Source organism: Kitasatospora sp. NPDC056651 (genome assembly GCF_042792155.1).
GTDB lineage: Bacteria > Actinomycetota > Actinomycetes > Streptomycetales > Streptomycetaceae > Kitasatospora.
The window spans coordinates 4,504-6,138 of sequence record NZ_JBHTWX010000200.1; the positions used below are offsets into that span (position 1 = coordinate 4,504).

Sequence of the window (1,635 nt, forward strand, 5' to 3'; positions counted from 1 at the left end):
CGGGGGGGCCTTCTTGGCCGCGGGGCGGATCCGGGTGCGGGCCCCCCGCCGCGTGGGGGGGGGGGCCCCCTTCCGGCTGCCGAGGGCCTCGGGTCAGGCGCTCTTCTCCCGGCGCTCGCGCTTGATCATGTCGCGCGGCACCAGGGTGGGGATGGCGTGCTTGGAGACCACGTCACCGGTGACCACCACGCGGGCGACGTCCTGGCGCGAGGGGACCTCGTACATCACGGACATCAGCACCTCCTCCATGATGGCCCGCAGCCCGCGCGCGCCGGTGCCGCGCAGGATCGCCTGGTCGGCGATCGCCTCCAGCGCGTCCCGGGAGAACTCCAGCTCCACGCCGTCCAGTTCGAACAGCTTGCGGTACTGCTTGACCAGCGCGTTGCGCGGCTCGGTGAGGATCTGGAGCAGCGCCTCGCGGTCCAGGTTGTGCACGCTGGTGATCACCGGCAGACGGCCGATGAACTCGGGGATCATGCCGAACTTCACCAGGTCCTCGGGCATCACCTGGCGGAAGTGGTCGCTGGCGTCCGACTCCCGCTTGGAGCGGATGTTGGCGCCGAAGCCGATGCCCTTGGCACCCGCGCGGCCCTCGATGATCCGCTCCAGGCCGGCGAACGCGCCGCCGACGATGAACAGCACGTTGGTGGTGTCGATCTGGATGAACTCCTGGTGCGGGTGCTTGCGCCCGCCCTGCGGCGGCACCGACGCGGTGGTGCCCTCCAGGATCTTCAGCAGGGCCTGCTGCACGCCTTCGCCGGAGACGTCCCGGGTGATCGACGGGTTCTCGCTCTTGCGCGCGACCTTGTCGATCTCGTCGATGTAGATGATCCCGGTCTCGGCCTTCTTGACGTCGTAGTCGGCGGCCTGGATCAGCTTGAGCAGGATGTTCTCGACGTCCTCGCCGACGTAGCCGGCCTCGGTCAGCGCCGTGGCGTCCGCGATCGCGAACGGCACGTTCAGCATCCGGGCCAGGGTCTGCGCCAGCAGCGTCTTGCCGGAGCCGGTGGGGCCCAGCAGCAGGATGTTGGACTTGGCCAGCTCGATGGCGTCCTCGCGGCCGTTGCCGCCGCTGCGGCCCGCCTCACCCGCCTGGACGCGCTTGTAGTGGTTGTAGACGGCCACCGACAGCGCCTTCTTGGCGAGGTCCTGGCCGACCACGTACTGGTCCAGGAACTCGTAGATCTCGCGCGGCTTCGGGAGCTCCTCGAAGCGCACCTCGGAGGTCTCGGCGAGTTCCTCCTCGATGATCTCGTTGCACAGGTCGATGCACTCGTCGCAGATGTACACGCCTGGGCCGGCGATCAGCTTCTTCACCTGCTTCTGCGACTTGCCGCAGAACGAGCACTTGAGCAGGTCGCCACCGTCTCCGATGCGTGCCACGAGGTGCTTCCCCTTCGCCAGGGGCCCCGCAGGGGTTCCGGGGCCTGGTGCTGTGGACCGTCAACGCCGAGGGCGCTCGGTCTCGGTATCCGACGGTACTCTGTCGGGCCCGTGATTCCGGCCTCTTCGCCAGGTCTGCCCTACGCCCTGGGCGAATTGATACCGAACAGATGCCGTCGTACGGGCTCGCCGATGGGCCGGGGCGGGGGGGGGGGGCGTCGTCCCCCACCTGTCCGAGCAGTGTCCGAGCAG

The 1,635-nt window shown here is 69.1% G+C and carries 1 protein-coding gene; it reads right to left on the reverse strand.

Annotation, left to right across the window (positions count from 1 at the left end; all coding sequences use genetic code 11):
- Positions 1-93: 93 nt before the first annotated feature.
- A complete protein-coding gene (gene clpX, locus ACFRAR_RS37975) occupies positions 94-1,383 on the reverse strand; it encodes an ATP-dependent Clp protease ATP-binding subunit ClpX (protein ID WP_045696864.1) in 1,290 nt (429 codons plus the stop codon).
- Positions 1,384-1,635: the final 252 nt, after the last annotated feature.